This window comes from Streptomyces sp. NPDC005706 (assembly GCF_040631045.1).
Lineage (GTDB): Bacteria > Actinomycetota > Actinomycetes > Streptomycetales > Streptomycetaceae > Streptomyces.
In genome coordinates this window covers 44,587-66,043 of sequence record NZ_JBEXYS010000023.1, presented here as the reverse complement: position 1 = coordinate 66,043, position 21,457 = coordinate 44,587, and the positions used below count along the sequence as shown (strand labels likewise).

At 74.2% G+C, this 21,457-nt stretch carries 18 protein-coding genes; 7 read left to right on the top strand and 11 right to left on the bottom strand.

Annotation, left to right across the window (positions count from 1 at the left end; translation table 11 throughout):
- Positions 1-13: 13 nt before the first annotated feature.
- The 6 genes from ABZ478_RS28530 to ABZ478_RS28505 form a co-directional block, all read right to left on the bottom strand.
- Positions 14-1,015, bottom strand: a complete 1,002-nt coding sequence (locus ABZ478_RS28530) for a proline racemase family protein (protein WP_359553630.1) — start codon at positions 1,013-1,015, stop codon at positions 14-16.
- Between the two features lie 58 nt (positions 1,016-1,073).
- Complete coding sequence (locus ABZ478_RS28525) at positions 1,074-1,970, bottom strand: dihydrodipicolinate synthase family protein (protein ID WP_359553629.1); 897 nt, start codon at positions 1,968-1,970, stop codon at positions 1,074-1,076.
- 185 nt (positions 1,971-2,155) lie between these two features.
- Positions 2,156-3,559 (bottom strand): NAD(P)/FAD-dependent oxidoreductase, encoded by a 1,404-nt coding sequence (locus ABZ478_RS28520; RefSeq protein ID WP_359553627.1) that lies wholly within the window; start codon positions 3,557-3,559, stop codon positions 2,156-2,158.
- Complete coding sequence (locus tag ABZ478_RS28515; RefSeq protein WP_358932556.1) at positions 3,552-3,854, bottom strand: (2Fe-2S)-binding protein; 303 nt, start codon at positions 3,852-3,854, stop codon at positions 3,552-3,554. Before ABZ478_RS28515 ends, ABZ478_RS28520 begins: the two co-directional genes overlap by 8 nt.
- On the bottom strand, positions 3,851-5,032 hold the full coding sequence (locus ABZ478_RS28510; protein ID WP_359553625.1) for an FAD-binding oxidoreductase: 1,182 nt from the start codon (positions 5,030-5,032) through the stop codon (positions 3,851-3,853). Before ABZ478_RS28510 ends, ABZ478_RS28515 begins: the two co-directional genes overlap by 4 nt.
- A gap of 68 nt (positions 5,033-5,100) precedes the next feature.
- Positions 5,101-5,961 carry a hypothetical protein gene (locus tag ABZ478_RS28505; protein ID WP_359553624.1) on the bottom strand — a complete coding sequence of 287 codons (861 nt, stop codon included), beginning with the start codon at positions 5,959-5,961 and terminating at the stop codon, positions 5,101-5,103.
- Positions 5,962-6,146: 185 nt separating this feature from the next.
- On the opposite strand from ABZ478_RS28505, the gene ABZ478_RS28500 reads away from it, so the two are divergent.
- The 3 genes from ABZ478_RS28500 (at position 6,147) to ABZ478_RS28490 (ending at position 9,264) form a co-directional block, all read left to right on the top strand.
- The gene (locus ABZ478_RS28500) at positions 6,147-6,269 is read left to right on the top strand and encodes a putative leader peptide (RefSeq protein WP_359553622.1); all 123 of its coding nucleotides are present in this window, start codon (positions 6,147-6,149) and stop codon (positions 6,267-6,269) included.
- A gap of 177 nt (positions 6,270-6,446) precedes the next feature.
- Entirely contained in the window at positions 6,447-7,301 is an 855-nt protein-coding gene (locus ABZ478_RS28495; protein WP_359553621.1) for a glutathione S-transferase C-terminal domain-containing protein, read from the top strand.
- A gap of 178 nt (positions 7,302-7,479) precedes the next feature.
- Positions 7,480-9,264 (top strand): LuxR C-terminal-related transcriptional regulator, encoded by a 1,785-nt coding sequence (locus ABZ478_RS28490; protein WP_359553619.1) that lies wholly within the window; start codon positions 7,480-7,482, stop codon positions 9,262-9,264.
- Between the two features lie 71 nt (positions 9,265-9,335).
- On the opposite strand, the gene ABZ478_RS28485 is transcribed toward ABZ478_RS28490, so the two are convergent.
- Positions 9,336-11,948 (bottom strand): CHAT domain-containing protein, encoded by a 2,613-nt coding sequence (locus ABZ478_RS28485; RefSeq protein ID WP_359553617.1) that lies wholly within the window; start codon positions 11,946-11,948, stop codon positions 9,336-9,338.
- A gap of 146 nt (positions 11,949-12,094) precedes the next feature.
- On the opposite strand from ABZ478_RS28485, the gene ABZ478_RS28480 reads away from it, so the two are divergent.
- From ABZ478_RS28480 to ABZ478_RS28470, 3 genes are read left to right on the top strand one after another with little or no spacing between them, the layout of a single operon-like run.
- The gene (locus tag ABZ478_RS28480) at positions 12,095-13,519 is read left to right on the top strand and encodes a S8/S53 family peptidase (protein WP_359553615.1); all 1,425 of its coding nucleotides are present in this window, start codon (positions 12,095-12,097) and stop codon (positions 13,517-13,519) included.
- Positions 13,516-14,154: a sigma-70 family RNA polymerase sigma factor gene (locus tag ABZ478_RS28475; RefSeq protein WP_359553613.1), complete on the top strand. Its 639-nt coding sequence runs from the start codon at positions 13,516-13,518 to the stop codon at positions 14,152-14,154. Before ABZ478_RS28480 ends, ABZ478_RS28475 begins: the two co-directional genes overlap by 4 nt.
- Positions 14,151-14,639, top strand: coding sequence for a hypothetical protein (locus tag ABZ478_RS28470; RefSeq protein ID WP_359553611.1), 489 nt, complete (start codon positions 14,151-14,153; stop codon positions 14,637-14,639). Before ABZ478_RS28475 ends, ABZ478_RS28470 begins: the two co-directional genes overlap by 4 nt.
- Before the next feature lie 28 nt (positions 14,640-14,667).
- On the opposite strand, the gene ABZ478_RS28465 is transcribed toward ABZ478_RS28470, so the two are convergent.
- The 3 genes from ABZ478_RS28465 to ABZ478_RS28455 form a co-directional block, all read right to left on the bottom strand.
- Positions 14,668-15,915 (bottom strand): cytochrome P450, encoded by a 1,248-nt coding sequence (locus tag ABZ478_RS28465; protein ID WP_359553609.1) that lies wholly within the window; start codon positions 15,913-15,915, stop codon positions 14,668-14,670.
- 89 nt (positions 15,916-16,004) lie between these two features.
- The gene (locus ABZ478_RS28460) at positions 16,005-16,808 is read right to left on the bottom strand and encodes an N-formylglutamate amidohydrolase (protein WP_359553608.1); all 804 of its coding nucleotides are present in this window, start codon (positions 16,806-16,808) and stop codon (positions 16,005-16,007) included.
- Positions 16,809-17,024: 216 nt separating this feature from the next.
- Positions 17,025-19,244 (bottom strand): NADP-dependent isocitrate dehydrogenase, encoded by a 2,220-nt coding sequence (locus tag ABZ478_RS28455; RefSeq protein WP_359553606.1) that lies wholly within the window; start codon positions 19,242-19,244, stop codon positions 17,025-17,027.
- Between the two features lie 215 nt (positions 19,245-19,459).
- On the opposite strand from ABZ478_RS28455, the gene ABZ478_RS28450 reads away from it, so the two are divergent.
- Positions 19,460-21,034 carry a M1 family metallopeptidase gene (locus tag ABZ478_RS28450; protein WP_359553604.1) on the top strand — a complete coding sequence of 525 codons (1,575 nt, stop codon included), beginning with the start codon at positions 19,460-19,462 and terminating at the stop codon, positions 21,032-21,034.
- On the opposite strand, the gene ABZ478_RS28445 is transcribed toward ABZ478_RS28450, so the two are convergent.
- The gene (locus tag ABZ478_RS28445) at positions 21,035-21,448 is read right to left on the bottom strand and encodes a DUF4186 domain-containing protein (protein ID WP_359553603.1); all 414 of its coding nucleotides are present in this window, start codon (positions 21,446-21,448) and stop codon (positions 21,035-21,037) included.
- Positions 21,449-21,457: the final 9 nt, after the last annotated feature.

Sequence of the window (21,457 nt, the reverse complement as noted above, 5' to 3'; positions counted from 1 at the left end):
GCATCATCGAAGTCTAGAGGACGAACCCATCCGGGAAGGGATCGGAAGGATCGAGCAGGTACTGGGCGGTGCCGGTGATCCAGGCCCGGCCGGTGAAGCTCGGCAGCACGGCGGGGAGTTGACCGACCCGGGTGGTGCCGAGCAGCCGGCCCGTGAAGCGGGTGCCGATGAAGGACTCGTTCACGAACTCGGTGTGCAACGGCAGTTCGCCCCGAGCGTGCAGCTGCGCCATGCGCGCGCTCGTCCCCGTCCCGCAGGGGGAGCGGTCGAACCAGCCCGGGTGGATGACCATCGCGTGCCGGGAATGGCGGGCGGTGGCGTCCGGCGCGTGCAGATGGACGTGGTGGCAGCCGCGGATCGACGGATCCTCGGGGTGCACCGGCTCCGACTCCGCGTTGATCGCCCGCATCAGCGCGAGGCCGGCCGCCAGGATGTCGTCCTTGCGGGCGCGGTCGAAGGGCAGGCCGAAGGCGTCGAGCGGGAGGATGGCGTAGAAGTTGCCGCCGTAGGCGAGGTCGTAGGTGACGGTGCGGCCGTCGGGGAGCGTGGCCTCGCGGTCCAGGGCCGCCGCGAAGGAGGGCACGTTTCGGAGGGTCACGTCGCGCGCCGCTCCGTCCTCCACCGCCACCTCGGCGACCACGACCCCCGCCGGGGTGTCGAGGCGGATGGTGGTCACCGGCTCGACCACCTCCACCATGCCGGTCTCGACCAGCACGGTCGCCACCCCGATCGTGCCGTGCCCGCACATCGGCAGATAGCCGGAGACCTCGATGTAGATGACGCCCCAGTCGCAGTCGGGCCGGGTCGGCGGCTGCAGGATCGCGCCGCTCATCGCGGAGTGCCCGCGCGGCTCGTTCATCAGCAGCCGCTTGATGTGATCGCGGTGTTCCCGGAAGTACAGCCGCCGCTCGTTCATCGTCGCACCGGGCACGGTGCCGATCCCGCCGGTGATCACGCGGGTCGGCATGCCCTCGGTGTGCGAGTCGACGGCGTGCAGGACCAGCTTGCTGCGCATGCTCGGGCCTCTCTGTCGTGGCGTCGGTCTGAACGGGCTTCGCGCCGCGCCGCGTGCCTCAGGTCAGGCCCGCGGCCACGGCCTTCTCGGTGGCGGCGCGGACGGCCGCCTCCTGCTCGGGCGGCAGCGCGACGCGCGGCGGGCGCACCGGTCCGCCGTACCGGCCGGCCACGTCCATCGAGAGTTTGATCGCCTGCACGAACTCCACCCGTGAGTCCCAGCGCAGCAGCGGGTGCAACTGCCGGTACAGCGGGAGCGCCGTGGCGAGGTCGCCGGCCGTCGCGGCACGGTACAGCTCGGCCGAGGCCCGGGGGAGCGCGTTGGGACAGCCGGCCACCCAGCCCTTGGCGCCGGCCACGGCGAGCTCCAGCAGGACGTCGTCGGCGCCGATCAACAGATCAAGATCCGGCGCGAGTTCGGCGATACGGTAGGCGCGGCGGACGTCACCGGAGAACTCCTTGACGCCGTGGATGTGGCCCTCGCCGTGCAGCCGGGCGAGGAGTTCGGGCACGAGGTCGACCTTGGTGTCGACCGGGTTGTTGTACGCCACCACGGGCAGGCCCGCCCGCGCGACCTCGGCGTAGTGCGCCAGCACGGAGCGCTCGTCGGCGCGGTAGGCGTTGGGCGGCAGCAGCATCACGGCCGCACAGCCGGCCTCGGCCGCCTGCTCCGCCCACCGCCGGGCCTCGGCCGAGCCGTACGCCGCGACGCCCGGCATGACCCGCGCGCCGCCGATCGCGGCCACGGCCGTCTTGACGACCTCGGCCCGCTCCTCGGGGGTGAGTACCTGGTACTCGCCGAGGGAGCCGTTCGGTACGACACCGTCGCAGCCGTTCTCCACCAACCAGGCGCAGTGTTCGGCGTACCGGTCGTAATCCACCGAGAGGTCCGCGCGGAGCGGGAGCGCGGTGGCCACGAGGATGCCGCGCCAGGGGCGGCTCTGCTGGAGGGTCATGAATGGTCCCCAATCCAATAGGGTGTGACATTTTACTGAGGGGTGCGGGGGCGGGGCGGGTTCTTGGTCTGTGGCCGCATCCTGGGTGCGGGTGCGGGTGCGGGTGCGGGTGCGGGTGCGGGTGCGGGTGCGGGTGCCGGTGCGGGTCGCCGGGGTGGTGGGAGTGGTGGCGGGTGACGGGCCGGTCAGTCCGGTGGTGGCTCCAGGGGCTGGGCCAGCACGCCGAGCGGCACCGGCCGGGCGAACGGCCGGCGTCCCGGCGTGAACGGGCAACCGGTCAGTCCGGCCACCGCGGGGCCGCACATCCGGCCCTGGCACCAGCCCATCCCGGCACGGGTGAGCAGCTTCACGGTGCGCGCGTCCCCGGCTCCGAGGGTGCCCGCCGCCTCGCGGACCTGCCCGGCGGTGATCTCCTCGCATCGGCACACCGTCGTGTCGTCCGGCATCCGCTCGGCCCAGTCCACGGGCGGCGCGTACACCGCGTCCAGCGCGGCGGAGAACGCCCGCAGCCGGGTACGGGACCGGGCGGCCGCGGCCCATGTGCGCGGGTCCGGGGCGGCGTCGTGCAGGCGGGCGGCGATCGAACGGCCGGCGATGTGCCCCTCGGCGAGCGCGAGGTCCGCGCCACCGATGCCGGTGGCCTCCCCGGCCGCCCACACGCCCGGCACGTCGGTCCGCTGCTCGGTGTCGACGCGGACGTCGGTCCCGGACAGGGTGCAGCCGAGCGTCTCGGCCAGGTCGGTGTGGGGCAGCATCCCGTGTCCGACCGCGAGGGCGTCGCACGGAACGCGGCGGGTGGTGCCTGGCGCGAGCCGCCCGTCCCGGTCCAGCGCGGCGACGGTGACCGCCTCCAGCCGGTCCGCGCCGTGCGCCTCGACCACGGTGTGCCGGGCCAGGGGCCGCACCCCGTGCCGCAGCAACCGGGCCGCGTACCAGGCGCCTTCGGCGAGCTTCCCGGGGTGCCCGGCCAGTACCGGAGCCTTCCGCAGCAGCGCCCTCGGGCCGGCGGACTCCACCAGCGCGGCCACCCGGGCGCCCGCCTCCGCCAGCCCCGCGGCCACGGGGAGCAGCAACGGACCGGTGCCGGCGACGACGACCGTGCGGCCGGGCAGCACCAGTTGGCCCTTGAGCATGGCCTGCGCGCCGCCCGCCGTGACGACTCCGGGGAGCGTCCAGCCGGGGAAGGGCAGCACCCGCTCGTAACCGCCGGTGGCGAGCAGCACCGCGTCGGCACGTACGGTGACCCCCTTCTCGCGCGCCGCCCCGCGCAGGGCGTACACCGCGAACCCCGCGGAGGCGGGAAGCTTCTCCACGCACCAGACGTGATGATCGGTCAGGTGGGTGATGTTCCCCGTGGCGCGCTGCCGGTCCAGCGCGCCCAGCAGCCGCTCCCAGGCGCGTGCCCGGGGGCGCGGTGCGGGCGGGCGGCCCGCGGACAGGGCTGCGGCGGGCCGCCGGTGGATCTGGCCGCCCGCCTGCTCGGCCGCGTCGACCAGGGTCACGCGTACCCCGCGCGCGGCGGCGGCCAGCGCACCGGCCAGTCCCGCCGGACCCGCCCCGACGACGACGAGATGCGCTCGCTCAGCCATCCTCGTGTCCCGTCCCCTCCTGTGTGCGGATCACATCGCCCGGCTCGACCCGGACCAGACAAGCCCGTTCATTGGGGCGCCCGTTGACGGTCACCAGGCAGTCGAAGCACACCCCGATCCCGCAGAAGACCCCGCGCGGCCGGCCCCCGACACGCGTGCCGCGCCAGGAGGTCACGCCCGCCGCCCACAGCACGGCCGCGACCGTCTGTCCCGGCAGGGCCTCCACGGGCCGGCCGTCGAAGGTGACGGTGAACGCGGCGGCCGGGCGCGCCCCGGCCGGCTGCGAAGCGGTCATGGCGTCTCGCCCCCACTCGTCGGCGAGGGAGTCCCGGGTGTCCCGAACCTGTCCGGGCGGAACGGGCCGAGATCCAGTTCCGTCGCCTTCCCGGTCAGGGCCTGCGCGATCAGCTGCCCCGTCCCGGTGGCGAGTCCGATGCCCGCGCCCTCGTGTCCGCAGGCGTGCAGCAGACCGGGCACGCGCGGGTCGGGGCCGATCGCCGGCAGGTGGTCGGGCAGGTAGGGCCGGAAGCCCGCGTACGTCCGCAGCGCGCGCACCCGCTCCAGGACGGGGAACAGGCCGATCGCGCCGGCCGCGAGCGCACGCACGGCCGGCAGGGACAACCTGCGGTCGAAGCCCACCCGTTCACGGGTCGCCCCGATCAGGACCGGCCCCGCGGCGGTGCCCTCGACGACCGGGGAGGCCCGGAGCGCGGCCGAATCGCTCGCCACGTCGGCCACGTAGTCGGCGGCGTACACCTTGTGCCGGACCATCCGCGGAAGCGGCTCGGTGACCAGTACGAAGCCGCGCCGGGGGAGTACCGGGAGGTGGACGCCCGCCAGGGCGGCGAGTTCGCCGCCCCAGGTGCCGGCCGCGTTCACCACGGCGGGGGCGTGGATGTCGCCCTGCGCGGTACGGACCCCGCGTACCGCGCCGTCCCGTCCGCGCAGCACGCCGGTCACGGTCCGGCCCGCGTGCAGCCGGGCTCCCGAGGCGCGGATCAGGTGGGCGGCGGCGAGGGCGGGCATGACCTGGGCGTCCTGGGGATAGAGCACCCCGCCCGCGAGGCCGGGGGCCAAGTGGGGTTCCAGTTCGCCCAGTTCCCGGGCGTCGGCCCGATCGGCGTCGACTCCGGCGGCCCGTTGACGTTCGGCGAGGCCGTGCAGTGCGGAGAGTTCACCGGGTGTCTTGGCGACGACGAGGCCGCCCTTGGGCTCGTACTCGATCGCCGGACCGAACTCGTCCGCGAGCCGCGCCCACAATCCGGCGGAGTAGAGGGCCAGTTCGAGTTCGGGACCGGGGTCCTTGTCGGAGACCAGCAGATTGCCCTCGCCGGCGCCGGTGGTGCCCCCGGCGACCGGGTCACGGTCGACCACGCTCACGTCGAGACCCGCCCGCGCGGCGTACAACGCGCAGGCCGCACCCACCGCACCGGCCCCGACGACCACGACATCACAGGTCAGTCGCATCGCCACGCCAGTAATATGTCACATGACGCACTGTCGGGACAGGCCCGGCGCGGACGCGCACCGGTCACGGGACGTCAGTCCAGCGTGGTCGGGGTCGGGGAAGGGGTCTTGCCGGCGAGCACCTGCTGCAACCGCTGAGTGCCCTGCTGGACCGCCGTCTCCGTGCTGTCGTGATCGACGCCGGACGGGCCGCCGTTGGTGACCAGGATCCCCGAGGAGCCGACCCGGACGGCGGCCACGTCCAGCTTGAGTGTGACGGGTTCTCCGTTCGAGGTGCCCTGCACCGTCAGGGTGAGGCCCTGCCTGCCGTCCCCCACGGCGGGCAGCGAACTGCTCACGACCTGCACCGTCCGTTTGCCGCCGTCCGAGCCGGTCACGGTGAACTGGTCGCAGGTCTCCGCGAGGCTCTTCATCCAGTCCAGGGACTTCTCCAGCGATCCCTTGCCGTAGTCGCCCACCTGGTACAGCAGCCGGGCGTCGCCCTGGGTGAAGCCGGTGAGCGCCGACGCTCCCGCCGGCCGGCCCAACAGGGTGTCCGAGTACAGGCTGTCGAGCAGCTTCTGGCAGTCCTGGGAGCCGGTCTTGCCGTTCAGGAACGAGGCGACGTCGACCTTGCCGGCCAGGAGCTTGTCGCGCCAGCTCGACGCGTTGTTCACCTGCGTCCACGCGTCCTCGATGTCGGCCTCGGTGATCAGGGCGGCCTTCGCCCCGTTCGTGGTCAGCGCCCGCGAGGCCGACGCGGACGGGGAGGACGGCGAGGGGGAGGACGGGGACAGGGAGGACAGTGACGGGGAGGACGGGGACTGCTTGGCCGCCGGGGAGGCGGGCGCGGCCTGCGGGGATCCGGTGCCGCCCGCGCAGGCTGCGGTCACCAGCAAGGTCCCCGTCGCCAGCGCCGAGGCGAGAACACGTGCGGGGCGGGACGGACGGTGCATCGCGGCGGCCTCCTCAGAGCGCGGTACGTCCCTCCACATCAGCACCGTCCCGGCCGGGCGACGAGCGCAGTGCGGCGTTCGAGTGACCCCACGCACCGGTCCGCCGTGTGGACGTCCCCTTGACGTCGTGCCACCCCCGATCGACACTCCAGGGAAAGGGAATCCCAGCGAACGGGTAGGGAATCATGGCGCGCCTCGAGACGGTGGCCGGCCGAGCGGGCCGTACGCCGCCCCGCGCACCCCTTCTCACCTCCCGCCTGCACATCGACCTGCTGCGTGTCTGCAGCGCGATCGGTCCGCACGACTGACAGCGGACGGCTGAGAGCCGACGGCCGACGGCTCGGCCGACGACCCGCCTGCGAGCCCTGTCCGCCGACCGCCGACCCGTCGGCGGCAGTGACGCCGACCGCTTCACGCCGGGCCGCTCCGCCCGTGTCCTCGTCGCACCCACGCCGCATCCGCCGCGCCCGCACCAGGGGAGACGCATGTCCATCGCTCCGTTCGCCGCCGTCCCGTCGTTCCGCCGCCCCGCACCCGTTTTCCGCGGCCGGATCGGCCGGGACGCGCGCAGCGGCCACTACGCCGTGCCGCACCGCTACCGGCTCCATCTGTCGACCGCGTCTCCCGAGGGGCTGCGGCTCGCCGTCGGCCACCGCCTGCTCGGGCTCGACGGCAGTTGTCCGCTGACCTTCCTGCCCGCCGTACCGGACCAGCCCGACGGCGGCCACTCGGCCTTGCGTCCGCTGTACGAGGCGAGCGCGCACCACTACACCGGGCCCGCCCTCGCGCCGGTTCTCAGCGACGACTGGTCCGGACGCATCGTCAGCACACACGCCCCGGAAATCCTCCGAGATTTGGACCGCTTCCGCCCGAACGGCCGTGCCTCGCTGTATCCGAGCGGCGCCGAGAGCGAGATCGAGGCCGTGGAGCGGCTCTGCGCCGAGGGCATCCAGCGGACGGCGCGGTGCGCCGGGCGGGCCGGCGCCGATCCGGCCGACCGGGCCGCCGCGCTGGAACACCTGCTGGACACACTGGGCCGGCTGGAGCGGTACCTGGCGGAGGAGGAGTTCCTCGTCGCCGGCCGGCTGACCGCCGCCGATGTCGAACTGTGGGTGGCGATGGTCCAGTTGGTCACCGTGCACAGCCGCCGCCTGGACGCCTCGGCCGTGCACCGCGTCGCCGGCCACCCGGCGCTGTGGGGTCACGTCCGGCGGCTGGCCGCCCACCCGGCCTTCGCGGCGCACCTCGACGGCATCGATTTCTCGGCGGACCGGGCCGTACCGCTGCTTCGACAGAGGGACTTCCGGGCTCGAAGCGGGCACGAGGCCCCTCGCCGGTGACACGACGGCGAGGCCGGAGGACGTCTCCCTCCCCCGAAGGTGACGTCCCCCGACCGCTCCCCCTGTGCCCGACTGTGGCCTGGACCGCCAGAGTGCCCTCCCCGGCCGGCCGGGCGCCTGAGTCGGGGGGTACTCAAGTCGCCCTGTATCAGAACTGAGCAGGCGCGCTCCTGTTCGTGTGACGACTCACGAACAGGACGCGAAGACCCTGGCACCGCCCTGGCCGTTCACCGGCCGGGAGGACGAACTGGACCTGGTCCGCCGGGCGCTGGCGGCCGGACGGCCCGGTATCGTGGTGACCGGGCCGGCCGGCCGTGGCAAGACCCGGCTGGTCACGGAAGCGGTCCGGGGCCTGGACCACGCCCGGGTGACCGGAACCCCCGAGACCCGGGGCCTGCGCTTCGCGGCCTTCGCGCACCTGCTGCCCGACACCGTCTCGCTGCACCGCGCGGTGCGGCTCCTGTCCGGAGTGCGCCTCCTCGTCGTCGACGACGCCCATCTGCTCGACGAGGCCTCCGCCGCGCTCGTCCACCAGCTCGCCGTGCACGGAGGCACCCGGCTGGCGGTGACCGCCACCGACGGCGTGCCCGCGCCCGCCGCCGTCTCCAGACTGTGGACGGGGGAGCTGCTGCCGCGCCTGCCGCTGCCGCCGCTGCCCCGCGAGGACACCGACCGGCTCCTCGCCACGGCCGGACTCGAACCGCTCACCACGGGCCGGCTGCACCGGCTGTGCCATGGCGATCTGCGGCTGCTGCGCGACCTGCTGGGCGCGCTGCACCGCTCCGGCGCCCTGCGCGCCGGCCCGGGCGGCGGCGGACGGGCGTGGCGCGGACCGGTCCCGGTCACCGCGACCGTCCGTGAGCGCCTGGCCGCCGTCCTCGGCCGGACCGACGCCGACGAGCGCGAGACGCTGCACCGGCTCGCCTTCGCCGAGCCCCTGCCGCTCGCCCTGGACGGCCTCGACCTGGACGTCCTGGAACGCCTGGAGCAGCAAGGGCTGGTCGACGTCGACGACCACGACTCGGTCACCCTCACCCATCCCCTGCACGGCCCGGCCCTGCGCGCCACCGCGGGCCCGCTGCGGGCCCGCCGGCTGGCCCGCACCCCGGACCGGTGCGGGCCCGCCCTCTCAGCCGAACGGACTACGCTGGAAAGCCGGTTGGAGCGACACGACGTACGGGCTGTGCCGACACCGGTCGGCGACTGGCTGCTGTCCGAGGGGCTGCCGGTCCCGGGCGGGTACGCCGCCGTGCGAGCCCGGTACGCCCGGTTGCGCGGAGAGCTGCGCGAGGCGGCCGCGTGGGCGCGTGAGGGCCTGAGCGCGGCACCGGAGGACACCGGCTGCCGTTCCGAACTCGACTTGGCGGCATGTCAATTCGGCGACATCACGGGAGCGGGGGTGTGGGCCGCGGCGGCACGAGGGGACCTCGGGGGCGCCCTGGACCGGATCGCCGGGGACCATGTGCCGGCGCTCTACGACGCGGTTCGGCTGGGGGCGCCGGAGCGGGTCGCGGGGCGGCTGCCGGGCGACGGTGTGTTCGCCCGGCACGCCGACGCGCTCGCCCGCGGCGACGGCCCCGCCCTGGACCGGGCCGCCGAGGCACTGGCGGAGCGCGGTTTCCTGCTGTTCGCGGCCGAGGCGCACGCGCAGGCCGTACCGGCCCACCGCGACCCCCGCGCCGCCCGCCTCTCCCGCACCAGGGCGCTCGCGCTGGCCCGCCGCTGCCAGGGTGCCCGCACCCCGGCGCTCTCCGGACTCGTCCTCGGCGAACTCACCGCGCGCCAGCGGCAGATCGTCTCCCTCGCCGCGTCCGGCCTCAGCAACCGGCAGATCGCCGAACGGCTGACGCTCTCCGTCCGGACCGTCGGCAACCACCTGTACGGCGCCTACTCCCGCCTCGGCGCGAGCGACCGGGGCGCGCTGCCGTGGTTCACGAACCTGCCGACGGCGGAGCCCGCGTGACCGGGGCCCGCGCGGCATGCGGGCCCCGCCTCGTCATCGCGGACGTGGCCAAGCCGGCGTGACGATCCGCCTCACGCCGCCCCGAACGCCGCGAACGCCCACCCCGTCGCCTGGTGGACCGCGTCGCCCGGCTGGGCGGCGCGGGCGTCGCGGAGGGCCTCGGCCAGGGAGAGGCCCGCGTCCAGGCCCTTGTGCAGGGCGAGCATCAGCGGCACCACGGCCGCGTCGTTGACCGGCGCACTGCTCGCCACCACCCCGGCCGTGCCCAGCGGCAGCAACGCGGTGACCAGACCGAGCAGTTCGTCCGCGCCGACCGAGGCGAGCCGGGCGGTGTCGCAGCTGGAGAGGATGATCCGGTAGGGGCTGCGGGCCAGCCGCTCGAAGTCGTGCACGATCAGCGGGCCGTCGGCCATCCGCAGCGCGGAGAACAGTGGGCTGTCCGCGCGGAACGTGCCGTGGGAGGCGAGATGCGCGAGGGCCGCGCCGTCCAGGTGCTCCAGCACCCGGGGCACCTGCGCCGCCGGCCCCTCCAGCACCGTCGCCGCGCCGTACCGGCCGGCCAGCTCGGGCACCTCCGCGCCGCCCGTGGCCAGACCCGGGCCGCGGACCAGCACATGCCGGCCGCCGCGCGGCGGCGCGGTCTCCCGGGCCCGCAGCCAACTGCCCGCCGACGGCGACACACTGAGCACCCGCTCCCGCAGCGCGGGCAGCAGCGCCCACGGCACCCGGTGCAGCGCACCCGGCGGCACGATCACCACCGGACCGGCCCCGAGACGCGCCGCGGCACCGCCCAGCAGCAGCTCCTCCAGGCGCCGGCCCGCCGCCTCCACCAGCGGCAGCCGCGCCTCGCCACCCGGATGCGCGAGCCGGCGCAGCCCGGCCTGCACATGCTCCGCCTCGGCCACCGCCTCCGCCAGCACCCCGCCCGTAAACCGCCGGACCCGGCCCTGACCGCAGAGCAGGATGTGCACCCGGCCGTCCACCACGGCGAGTTCGACCAGGCGCGCGCCCCCGAGACGGTCCAGCAGCCGGGCCGCGTCGAAGCGGTCGCCGTCGCCGGGCGAGTCGCCGTGCGTGTGGTGGGTACGGGAGCGGATCTCCCGTTCCAGCCGCCGCTGTTCGCGCTCCAGAGCGGGTACCGGGCGGCCCTCCATCCGCGCCTCCTCCGCGCGGGCCGCTATCTCCCGGTAGGCGGTGATGCTGCCGAGCAGCGCCGGATCGGCGGGCGGCCGGGCGGGCGGCGCGGCCAGCACGGTCGCCCGCCAGCGCTCGCTCCACTCCAGCAGCCGCCGCGGGCCGCCGTGCGCCAGACTCACCTCCTGGGCCAGCGCGGCCAGTTCCGCCCCCTGCGCGGTGGCGCGGGCCCGCAGCTCGGAGGCGCCGAGCGTCATCCGGTGGTCGTCGAGCACGGCCAGACCCCGCCGGCAGGCCCGCAGCACACCGCGTCCGGAACCGGCCGCCCGGGCGCGCAGCGCCTGCGCCACCCAGCCCGTCACCCTGGCCGGCGGCGGACCGGAGTACCGGCTGCGCGCGGCGGCCGCCAGATGCCGCTCCGCGTCCGCCGTCCGGCCCAGCGTCAACGCGATCCGTCCGGCGAGCAGGGAGGCCTCCGGCGCGGCCGGCGAGCCGAACGAGGCCAGCCGCCCGGCGACCCGCGCCGCGTCCGCGACCAGCCGGCCCGACCCGGGCCCCGCGGCCGCCCGCGCCTCGGTCAGCACCAGCCGGGCGTGCGTCTCCCACCAGGTCCGCCGCTGCCTGGCGAACAGCCGTACGGCGTGGGCGGCACGGTCGGTCGCGATGTCCGCCTTCCCTGCCGAGCGGGCGGCGCGCGCGGCGGCCAGCAGCAGCTCCGCCTTACGCGTGGACTGCCCGCCGATCCGGTCCAGCAGGGCGATCGCGGTGTCCGCCTCGGCGAGCGCCTCGGGGGCGAGCCCGGCGGCCATCAGCACCTCGCAGCGCCGCACGGACAGCATGAACGTGGGCGTGCCGAGCTTGGCGTACCGCTCCTCCGCCTCGTCCAGCAGCCGCAGCGCGGCCGGGATGTCCCCGGAGCGGAACGCGGCGAGGCCCCGGCTCTCCACCGCGTCCGCCTTGTCGTGCTCCTGGCCGGTGGTGTCCCACAGCCGCTCCGCCGCCGTGAAGTCCGCGACCGCCCGGTCCACCGCGCCCAGCGCCAGATGCACCGTGGCCCGCAGGGTCAGCGCCCGCGCGGTCCAGATCCCGTCACCGGCCTGCCGCAGGGCCGGAAGCGCCCTGCGCACGTCCTCCAGCGCCTCCCGGTGATGCCCCAGCACCCACCACACATAGGCCCGCCGGTACCGCACCCGTGCCCTGGTGTGTCCGCTGCCCCGCGCGACCCCCTGCTCGAACGACGCGAGCCCCTGCCGGGTGCGCCCCGCGTGCACCAGTGCGACCCCCAGGGTGGCGAGCACGTCCGCCTCCCGTTCCGCCGACTCGGCACGCGCGGCGAGGTCACGGGCCCGGCGCAGATGCCTGAGGGCGATCCTGAGATCGCCGAAGTCCCGCTGCCAGATGCCGAGCACCTGGTGCGCGACACTGGCGTGCAGCGGCGGCGGGCCGGTGTGCAGCACGTGTTCCGCGCGCGCCCGGGCCTCGCCCGGGTCGGCGAACACCAGGGGCAGCAGTTCGAGGACCGACTCCGTTCCCGCTGTCACGCCTCGCATGGTAGTGGCCTGCGCAAACCCGCCCCACGGGTTCGCCGTGGTCACTTGCCGCCGTACCCGCCGCACCCGTAGGCCGTACCAAGCTGTATCAATCGTCGGTCGGCCGACTCTGACTGTCGGAGACCGCCTCAGGGGGAGGACACACCATGGCACCTCAGCGCTTCCACGAGCAGTTCGACCACATCCAGCGCGCGATGCCCGGCACCGCGCTGGCCATGGGGCCGGACGACGCCGCGGAGTTCCTCTACGAGAAGGGCGTCGTCCTCGCCCGCGACGGGGAGGAGGCCCGGCTGGTCGAGGACACCGTGCGCGGCCACTTCACCGCCACCCGGGGGCTGGTCCCGGACCACGTGCGCCGGGCCGGCCCGGAGACCAACCGCACCGGGATCACCCGGATCCGGGTCGGCGACCCCACCCTCGGCGAGGACGTCGTCCCGCACGCCCTGGGCGCGCTGCGCGCGGCCGAGGGCCGCCAGGGCCGCCGTCTGGTCAGCCGCAACCACGTCGTGCACATCGCGGTCAACGCCTGCCCCGGTGACGAGCCCGTCCCCGCGCCGCGCAGCGAGCCGCCCAACCCGGCCCCGGCGGACGCCCCGTACGACCCGGACACCGCCGTCGGCGTCCTCGTCGTCGACACCGGGCTGGTGCACGACCACGGCTCCTACCCGCTGCTCGCGCACACCACCGGCGATCCGCAGACCGGCGAGACCGGCCCCGACGGTGTGCTGCGGCAGTACGTCGGGCACGGCACGTTCATCGCCGGGATCATCGCCGCCGTCGCCCCCAACACCGACGTCAGCGTGCGCGGCACGCTCGCCGACGCGGGCGCCGTCCTGGAGTCGGAGTTCGGCGCCAGACTCTTCGACGCCGTCGACCAGGGCGGCTGGCCCGACATCATCAGCCTCTCGGCCGGCACGTCCAACGGCCGCACCGACGGCCTGCTCGGCCTCGACTCCTTCATGCGGGAACTGCGCGAGCAGGGAACCCTGCTGATCGCCGCCGCCGGCAACAACGCCAGTGACAACCCGTTCTGGCCGGCCGCCTACGCCACCCTGCCCGGGTACGAGGACTGCGTGCTGTCGGTCGGCGCGCTGCGCGGGGACGGCGAGTCCGGCGCCTGCTTCAGCAACCACGGCCCCTGGGTGCGGGTCTACGCCCCCGGCGAGCGCCTCACCAGCGCCCTCACCGGATTTCGCACGCCCGTGCCGTACGTCTACCAGCACTCCACCTACGACGCCTGCCGGTACGGCTCCGGGTACGTCTGCACCTGCCAGTACCCGCGGCACACGGGCGTGCTGAGCGAGGCGCGGGAGAGCACCGCGGGCAAACCCGACCAGGTGATGTTCGACGGCCTCGCGCAGTGGAGCGGAACCTCCTTCGCCACCCCGGTCGTCGCCGGGCTCGTCGCCGCCCACATGACGGCGCACAAGGAGCGCGACCCGCGCGCGGCCCGGGCCCAACTGCTCGGCTCCGTCACCGAGTCCGCCGAGGTGCGCGGGGCGCACGTGCCGGTGCTCCGGCCGTCCACCTGGCGCCCGACCCCTGTCGCGATCCCGGTCCGGCCGGTATGAGGTCCGGAACGCTCCCTTCCACGGCGTACGATGACGTGCCGTACACGAGGGGTGGAGCCGTGGACCGAACAGAGGTCGGCGCGCTGGTCCGGTCCGCGGTCGACGGCGACGCGGCGGCCTGGAAGGCGCTGGTGGAGGGACTGAGTCCGCTGGTGTGGTCGGTGGTGCGCGCACACCGGCTCTCCGACGCCGACGCGCACGAGGTTTACCAGACCGTGTGGTTCCGCTTCGCCCAGCACCTCCACCGCCTCCGGGAACCCGACAAGGCAGGCTCCTGGCTGGCCAGTACGGCCCGGCACGAGTGCCTGAAGGTGCTCAAGGGGCTGACCCGGCTGACGCTGACGGACGACCCGCAGGTGCTGGACCGGGCCAGTGAGGAACGGACCCCGGAGCAGTCGCTGATCGACTCCGAGGAGGAGGCCGCGCAGGCCGAGCGGATCCGCCGGCTCTGGCAGGAGTTCGAGGCGCTCGGCGAGCGGTGCCGGCAGTTGCTGCGGGTGCTGATGGCCTCGCCACCGCCGAGTTATCTGGAGGTCTCGGCCGCGCTCGGCATCGCGGTCGGCAGCATCGGCCCGCTGCGCCAGCGTTGTCTGCGCCGGCTGCGGGCCCGGATGGACGCACGGGAGGCGGCATGAGCGACACCCACGACGACGACGCCCTCCCCGAAGAGGGCTTCGACGACACCGGGTTCGACGGGGACCTGCTGGAGGAGGAACTGCGCCAGGCGGCCGCCGCGCTGGACCCGGTCCCGGCCGAACTGCGCCAACTCGCCCTGGGCGCCTACGCGCTGCACGACCTGGACGCCGACATCGCCGAGCTGACCTTCGACTCGCTGGTGGACGCGCTGCCCGTCAGGGGAGTACCGGACGCGCCACGGATGCTGACCTTCCGTGCGGGCGGCCTGACCGTCGACATCGAGGTCACCGGGGAGGGCCTGATCGGCCAGGTACTGCCACCCGGCCCGGCCCGCCTCGAGGTCCTGGGCGGCCCCCGGACGGTCCGCCCCGTTCCGGTCGACACCCTCGGCCGCTTCACCAGCGACACCCCGCCCGCCGGCCCGTTCGCACTGCGGCTCCGCACCGGCGGCCAGGTGGTCGTCACGGAGTGGCTGCGGGCCTAGGTACCCGCCCCGACCTGCCCGGCCACCGTCACCAGGTGACGGGCAGGGCGCGTGGTCCGCGGATCATCGTCTTGTGCCGCCAGGGGACCTGGTCCGGTGGCACGGCGAGGCGCAGGGCGGGCAGCCGGTCCAGGAGTGTGCCGACGAGCAGTTCGGTCTGCAGCCGGGCGAGGACGGCGCCGGTGCAGTAGTGCGGGCCGTTGCCGAAGGCCAGGTGCGGATTGGGGTGCCGGTCGGGGTCGATGCGGTCGGGGTCGGGGAAGACGGCCGGATCGCGGTTGGCGGCGAGATAGGAGACGTAGACCGGTTCGCCCGCCGTGATCCGGTGACCGCCGACCTCGACGTCCTCCAGGGCGATCCGGGCGAGCCCGACCGTGCTGCGGTGCGGGATGTGGCGCAGGAGTTCGTCGAGCACGGGGCCGCGCGCCTCGGGGCGGGTGCGTACACGCTCCATCAGTTCCGGCCGGGTCAGCATCAAAAACAGCATCTGGCCGCAGTTGTGGGTGACCGCCTCGCCGCCGATCTGCAGCGGTCCGGCGAGGCCGACTGCCTCCTCCTCGCTGATCTCGCCCCGGGACACGGCGGCCCCGAGGAGTGAGTAGACGTCCTCGTCCGTGCTGTGCGCCCGGGACCGGACGGCCGTGGTGATCCAGCCGTACAGGCCGGTCTTCGCGGCCCGGGCGGCCTCGGCGCCACCGGAGGTGGAGATGATCTGCCGGGTCCAGGCGTGCACCTGCTCCCGGTCGGCGGACGGCACCCCCATCACCTCGCTGACGACTGTGATCGGGAAAGGTTCCAGCACCCGCTCGACCAGGTCCGCGGGCGGTCCGTTCCGTACGACGCCGTCCATCAGCTCGTCCAGGATCCGCTGCGCGCGGGGCCGCAGCCGCTTCATGGCGCTCACCGTGAAGGCGCCGGCGACCGGCTTGCGCAGCCGGTTGTGCTCGGGCTGGTCGGCCCAGGCCAGCGAGCCCGGGCGGGGCGCGAAGTCCGGGGCGAGCCGGGTCACCTGACGGCGGGCGACCTCGGCGCGGCCGAAGCGCGGATCGTTGGTGACCAGCTTCACGTCCTCGTAGCGGGTGGCGAGCCACGCCCACCCCTCGCCGAACGGCAGCCGGATCCGGGTCAGCGGGCCCTCGCGCATCAGACCGGCGAGGACCGGGTCGAAGTCCGTCCCGTCCAGGTCGAGCGGCAGCCAGTCCCGCACGGGCGGCGGCCAGCCCCGCTCGGGCGGTGCCGCCCCGGCCCGGCCGGTGAGCGTGATCTCCTCCGTCATGCCCACCACCTTCGTACGCGCCCCGCCCGCTGTCCTGCGGGAGTGCTCCAGGCGGAGGGCCCGGAGCCCGCGCCGGAGGTGCCCCGCCGCTACACGGCGTCCACGAGCGCGGCCAGCGCCCCGGCGAGGTCCTCGAGACCCGGCCCGGCGGGGCCGCCGGGCTCGGTCATGTAGGTGTCCCGGCGGATCTCCACCATCAGGGCGCTCACCCGCGCCTCGCGCCCGTAGTACTCCAGCGGCACGTAGGTCCCGCTGAACGGGCTGTCCAGCCCGGTCTCCCCGCACTCGGCGAACGCCTTCAGAGCGGCCTCGCGCAGCCGGGACGGCGTGTGGAAGGCGTCCGTGCCCAGGCACACGGGCGGCCGCGGACCGGCGCCGTGCAGCTCGTACGGCAGGGCCTCGCGCGGGTAGGAGTGCACGTCGATCACGACCGCGCGCCCGGTCGCGGCGAGCCGCCCGGCCACCGCCTCGGTCATCGCGCGCGCGTACGGCCGGAAGTACCGCTCGACCAGCGGCTCGGGGTCGGTGTCCGCGGTCCGCAGCACACCGCGGTGCGTGGTCCCGGTGTACACGGCTCCCATGCCCACGGCGAGCATCTCCTCCCGCTCGTCCGGGAACCGCTCCGGGTCCACGACCAGCCGGGACAGCCGGTTCACGAACCGCCAGGGGGTGGTCCCGGCCAGGGCCGCCGCCCGCTCCGCGATCCGCGCGGTGTGCGCGTCAGTGATGTGGTCCAGTTCCCGCTCCAGCGCCGCGTCGTCCAGCACGATGCCCTCGCGGACGTCACCCGGTATCGCCCGCGACGAGTGCGGCACGTGCAGCAGCACGGGCGACTCGGCGGCGCCGGGCAGGAGTTCGAACGAAGGCGTGTACGGGGGCACGGGCTGCTCCATGGGCGTCGGTCGGACGGTGCGTGATCAAGGTGCCACACAGCACTGACAACGCCCTCCGGCCCGGCGGCGGAACCGGCACGGACGCGGCGGCGCACCGACCCCCGACAAGACCCGCCCCCTGCGAGACCCGCCCCGGCCCCGGCATGCCTCCGCCCCGGCCGGGTGCACCGGCCGGGGCGGAGGATCACTCACGCGGCGGCTGAACCGCCGCGTACCTCAGCTCAGGGACGCGAGGGCCGCGTTCCAGGTGGCCGACGGGCGCATGACCGCGTCCGCCTTGGCCTTCTCCGGCTGGAAGTAGCCGCCGATGTCGGCCGGGCTGCCCTGCACGGCGATCAGCTCGTCGACGATCTTCCGCTCGTCGGCCGCGAGGGTCTCGGCGAGCGGGGCGAACGCCTTCGCCAGGTCGGCGTCGTCGCTCTGGCCGGCCAGCTCCTGCGCCCAGTACAGGGACAGGTAGAAGTGGCTGCCGCGGTTGTCGATGCCGCCGAGGCGACGGGTCGGGGACTTGTCCTCGTTGAGGAAGGTCGCCGTGGCGCGGTCGAGGGTGTCGGCGAGGACCTTGGCGCGGGTGTTGCCGGTGGTCGCCGCGTACTGCTCGAGGGACGGGACCAGGGCGAAGAACTCGCCGAGGGAGTCCCAGCGCAGGTAGTTCTCCTTGACGAGCTGCTGCACGTGCTTCGGCGCGGAGCCGCCGGCGCCGGTCTCGAACAGGCCGCCGCCCGCCATCAGCGGGACGACCGACAGCATCTTGGCGCTGGTGCCCAGCTCCAGGATCGGGAACAGGTCGGTCAGGTAGTCGCGCAGCACGTTGCCGGTGACCGAGATGGTGTTCTCGCCGCGGCGGATGCGCTCCACCGACAGCTTGGTGGCCTCGACCGGCGAAAGGATCCGGATGTCCAGGCCCTCGGTGTCGTGCTCCGGCAGGTACTGCTCGACCTTGGCGATCAGGTTGGCGTCGTGGGCGCGGGTGGCGTCCAGCCAGAAGACGGCCGGGTCGCCGGTGGCGCGGGCGCGGGTGACGGCGAGCTTCACCCAGTCCTTGATCGGCGCGTCCTTGGTCTGGCAGGCGCGGAAGATGTCGCCGGCGGAGACCGCCTGCTCGATCACGACGTCGCCGGCCTGGTCGACCAGGCGGACGGTGCCGGTGACCGGGATCTCGAAGGTCTTGTCGTGGCTGCCGTACTCCTCGGCCTTCTGCGCCATCAGACCGACGTTCGGTACCGAGCCCATGGTCGAGGGGTCGTAGGCGCCGTTGGCGCGGCAGTCCTCGATCACGGCCTGGTAGACGCCGGCGTACGAGGAGTCCGGCAGCACCGCGAGGGTGTCGGCCTCCTGGCCGTCCGGGCCCCACATGTGACCCGACGTGCGGATCATGGCCGGCATCGACGCGTCGACGATGACGTCGGACGGCACGTGCAGGTTGGTGATGCCCTTGTCGGAGTCGACCATGGCCAGCGCCGGGCCCTCGGCCAGTTCGGCGTCGAAGGAGGCCTTGATCTCGGCGCCCTCGGGCAGCGACTCGATGCCCTTGAGGATGCCGCCCAGGCCGTCGTTCGGGGTGAGGCCGGCGGCGGCGAAGGTCTCGCCGTACTTCGCGAACGTCTTCGGGAAGAAGGCGCGCACCACGTGGCCGAAGACGATCGGGTCGGAGACCTTCATCATCGTGGCCTTCAGGTGCACGGAGAACAGGACGCCCTCCTCCTTGGCACGGGCGACCTGCGCGGTCAGGAACTCGCGCAGCGCGCCGACGCGCATCACGGAGGCGTCGACGACCTCGCCCTCGAGGACGGGCACCGACTCGCGCAGGACGGTGGTCGAGCCGTCGTCGCCCTTGAGCTCGATGCGCAGCGCACCGGCCTCGGAGATCACCGCGGACTTCTCCGTGGAACGGAAGTCGTCCACGCCCATCGTCGCCACGTCGGTCTTGGAGTCCGAGCTCCAGGCGCCCATGCGGTGCGGGTGGGTCTTGGCGTAGTTCTTCACGGAGGCGGGGGCGCGGCGGTCGGAGTTGCCCTCGCGCAGGACCGGGTTCACGGCCGAGCCCTTGATCTTGTCGTACCGGGCGCGGACCTCGCGCTCCTCGTCGGACTTCGGGTCGTCCGGGTAGTCCGGCAGGGCGTAGCCCTTGCCCTGCAGCTCGGCGACGGCGGCCTTGAGCTGCGGGATGGACGCCGAGATGTTCGGCAGCTTGATGATGTTGGCGGCGGGCGTCTTGGCCAGCGCGCCCAGCTCGCTCAGCGCGTCGGGGATGCGCTGGTCCTCGTTCAGGTACTCCGGGAAGACGGCGATGATGCGCCCGGCCAGCGAGATGTCGCGGGTCTCCACGGCCACACCGGCCTGCGAGGCGTACGCCTGGATCACCGGCAGGAACGAGTGCGTCGCGAGGGCCGGGGCCTCGTCTGTGTAGGTGTAGATGATGGTCGAGTCAGTCACCGGGTGCTCCGCTCCACGTCTGCAACATTGCTCGACATCAAGATATCTCGTGATCGGGTCCGGCTCGACAGGGGTCCCGGCCGGAAATTCGTGCCGCCCCGGTGCAACCGATCCCGCCTTCTTGTGGTCATGACAAGCGATCACCACTGACCACGCGTGATCGCTCACGACCGGCGCCCGGACCGACCACCCGGCCGCCCGACCGAAAGCGGACCATGAGATATCGCACCAGAGTGACGGCCCCGGCGGCCGCCCTGATCGGCACGGCCGCGGCTCTGACGACGGGCTCCCCGGCCCAGGCGCGCCCCTCGGGCCCGGGCGCGGCAGCGCACAGGGCGCCGCGCACGGCGGCCGCCCCCGGCCCCGAGACCCTCGGCGACCCCGTCTTCCCCGCCCTCGGCAACCAGGGCTACCGCGTCTCGTCCTACCACCTGGACCTGGCCTGGGACGCCACGGCGAAGACGGTCGACGCGACCGCCACGCTGAAGATACGCGCCGACCGCCCGCTCAGCCGCTTCTCGCTGGACGCCCTCGGCCTCGACATACGCACCGTGTGCGTCAACGGCGCCACCGCCGCCTTCGCCCAGGTGGACGAGAAGCTGCGGATCACGCCCGCCAAGGCCCTGCCGCCGGGCGCGCGGGCCACCGTGACCGTCGCCTACTCCGCCGACCCGCGCCGCGCCCTCGCCCACACCGCCTGGGTGCCCACCCCCGACGGCTTCGCGACCTGCCCGCAGCCGAACTCCGCGCACACCGTCTTCCCGTGCAACGACCACCCCTCGGACAAGGCGGACCTCACCTTCCGCCTCACGGTCCCGAGCGGCCTGCGCGCGGTGGCGAACGGCCTGCTCACCGGCACCGAGACGCTGAGCGGCGACCGCACGGCGTACTCGTACCGCTCGGCCTCCCCGATGGCCACCGAACTCGTGCAGATCACCGTCGGCGACTACGTGATCAAGGACCGCCAGGGCCCGCACGGCCTGCCGCTGCGCGACGTGGTGCCCGCCGCCCGTGCCGCCGCCCTGGAACCGGCCCTCGCCCTCACCCCCGGTCTGGTGACCTGGCTGGAGGACCGGCTGGGCGCCTACCCGTTCGAGACGTACGGCCTGCTGCCGTGCAACTCCGACGATCCGAAGGCCTTCGACTTCACCGGCCTGGAGACGCAGACCCTCACCCTGTACAAGCCGAACTTCCTGCTCCAGCCGGAGAAGAGCATCGGCTCGCACATGATGCACGAGCTGGTCCACTCCTGGTTCGGCAACCTGGTCAGCCCCGCCACCTGGGCCGACCTGTGGCTGAACGAGGGCCACGCGGACTTCTACGGGCTGCTCTACCGCTACGAGCGCGGCTGGGCCGACTCCCTCGGCCTGACCACCATGGAAGCCCGGATGAAGGACACCTACGCCCGCGGCGACCAGTGGCGCCACGACTCCGGCCCGGTGGCCTCCCCGAACGAGGCCAACCTCTTCGACAGTCAGCGCTACCTGGGCGGCGTCCTGGTCCTGTACGCCTTCCGCGAGCTCGTCGGCGAGCAGGTGTTCAACACGGTCGAGCGCACCTTCCTGGAGCGCTACCGCGACCGCTCGGCGACCACCGCCGACTACATCGACGTCGCCTCCGAGGTCTCCGGGCAGGACCAGTCCGGCTTCCTGCGCGACTGGCTCTACGGGACGAAGACCCCGCGGATGCCCGGCCACCCGGACTGGACGGTGAACCCGGTCGCCTCCTCCTTCGCGGCCCCGCACAGCAAGCGCGGCGGCCACTGGCACGAGAACTCGGCCACGCTCTGATCAGCCGTGGCGGGCGGCGTCCGGCCCGGCGCCGCCCGCCACCTCGCGCTCGATCCACCGGCAGATCACGTCCACGACGTACACGTGCTCGGCGCGACTCAGCTCCCGTCCCCGGGGAATGCCGTGCCAGCGCTGCAGACAGCTCCGGCAGCAGGTCGCGGTGGCGTGCTGTGCCACGAACACCGGATGCCCCCGGTACGGCGTCTGCCTGCCGTCCTTGTGCGGCCGGGCCGGGGCCAGCCGCTGGGCGATCAGGTCGTAGGCATGCCACCGGATCGTCGCCGGCCCCTTCTGCCCGGCGAGGGCCAGCTCCCGCCCGCGCAGCCGGAACCTGGCCCGGAACGGCTGACGCGCGATCGCGTCGAGCCGTTCGTCGAGGGAGCGGGCGGCCGGGTCCGGCGGCGGAGAGGTCATGGCCCTTCG

Bases quoted from the DNA above. Each gene is read 5' to 3' on its own strand.
- ABZ478_RS28530 (WP_359553630.1), bottom strand. From the start codon at position 1,015: ATGCGCAGCAAGCTGGTCCTGCACGCCGTCGACTCGCACACCGAGGGC.
- ABZ478_RS28525 (WP_359553629.1), bottom strand. From the start codon at position 1,970: ATGACCCTCCAGCAGAGCCGCCCCTGGCGCGGCATCCTCGTGGCCACC.
- ABZ478_RS28520 (WP_359553627.1), bottom strand. From the start codon at position 3,559: ATGGCTGAGCGAGCGCATCTCGTCGTCGTCGGGGCGGGTCCGGCGGGA.
- ABZ478_RS28515 (WP_358932556.1), bottom strand. From the start codon at position 3,854: ATGACCGCTTCGCAGCCGGCCGGGGCGCGCCCGGCCGCCGCGTTCACC.
- ABZ478_RS28505 (WP_359553624.1), bottom strand. From the start codon at position 5,961: ATGCACCGTCCGTCCCGCCCCGCACGTGTTCTCGCCTCGGCGCTGGCG.
- ABZ478_RS28500 (WP_359553622.1), top strand. From the start codon at position 6,147: ATGGCGCGCCTCGAGACGGTGGCCGGCCGAGCGGGCCGTACGCCGCCC.
- ABZ478_RS28495 (WP_359553621.1), top strand. From the start codon at position 6,447: ATGTCCATCGCTCCGTTCGCCGCCGTCCCGTCGTTCCGCCGCCCCGCA.
- ABZ478_RS28485 (WP_359553617.1), bottom strand. From the start codon at position 11,948: ATGCGAGGCGTGACAGCGGGAACGGAGTCGGTCCTCGAACTGCTGCCC.
- ABZ478_RS28480 (WP_359553615.1), top strand. From the start codon at position 12,095: ATGGCACCTCAGCGCTTCCACGAGCAGTTCGACCACATCCAGCGCGCG.
- ABZ478_RS28475 (WP_359553613.1), top strand. From the start codon at position 13,516: ATGAGGTCCGGAACGCTCCCTTCCACGGCGTACGATGACGTGCCGTAC.
- ABZ478_RS28470 (WP_359553611.1), top strand. From the start codon at position 14,151: ATGAGCGACACCCACGACGACGACGCCCTCCCCGAAGAGGGCTTCGAC.
- ABZ478_RS28465 (WP_359553609.1), bottom strand. From the start codon at position 15,915: ATGACGGAGGAGATCACGCTCACCGGCCGGGCCGGGGCGGCACCGCCC.
- ABZ478_RS28460 (WP_359553608.1), bottom strand. From the start codon at position 16,808: ATGGAGCAGCCCGTGCCCCCGTACACGCCTTCGTTCGAACTCCTGCCC.
- ABZ478_RS28450 (WP_359553604.1), top strand. From the start codon at position 19,460: ATGAGATATCGCACCAGAGTGACGGCCCCGGCGGCCGCCCTGATCGGC.
- ABZ478_RS28445 (WP_359553603.1), bottom strand. From the start codon at position 21,448: ATGACCTCTCCGCCGCCGGACCCGGCCGCCCGCTCCCTCGACGAACGG.